This window comes from Pseudomonas sp. SDO5591_S426, from assembly GCF_054070755.1.
On record NZ_JBSVXD010000422.1, the window covers coordinates 1 to 428 of the forward strand.

Below are 428 nucleotides of genomic sequence, written 5' to 3' on the forward strand. Positions count from 1 at the left end.
AGAGGGTGCTGACGGTGCGCGGTGTGGCTTTGATATCGGCGGTCGAGGGGAAGTGAAAGTCGAGGGCGCGTTCAGCGGCTTCGTTGAGTTTTTTGGAATCGGGTTCGTAGGGGGAGGCTGGATCGGTGTCCGGCGGATTGGGCGTTACCTTGAACATATTTCGGTCTCCAAAAACGTGGAGCCGTCACCGAGTCGCTGCTAAACGAAGGGTGGCAGCTGTGCGCAGGTTAGCAGACCGGGGAGACACGAAACCGGCGCGCCCGAAGGCGCCCTGCGCACAGCTACCATGAAGTGCAGGCATGAAATGACCTGACTGTCTGGATGCAGAAGCGCCTCGTGAAACCCCGAGCTGCTAAACCCGATCACTGATGAGCAGTGACACGAATCAAGTTACCGATGGCCTCCAAGTCGCACAAGCCGGCGGATTC

1 pseudogene is annotated in these 428 nt (G+C 58.9%); it reads right to left on the reverse strand.

Annotation, left to right across the window (positions count from 1 at the left end):
* Nucleotides 1–157, reverse strand: a pseudogene (locus ACW9JC_RS30405) (DUF6124 family protein); the annotation flags it as partial.
* Nucleotides 158–428 lie beyond the last annotated feature (271 nt).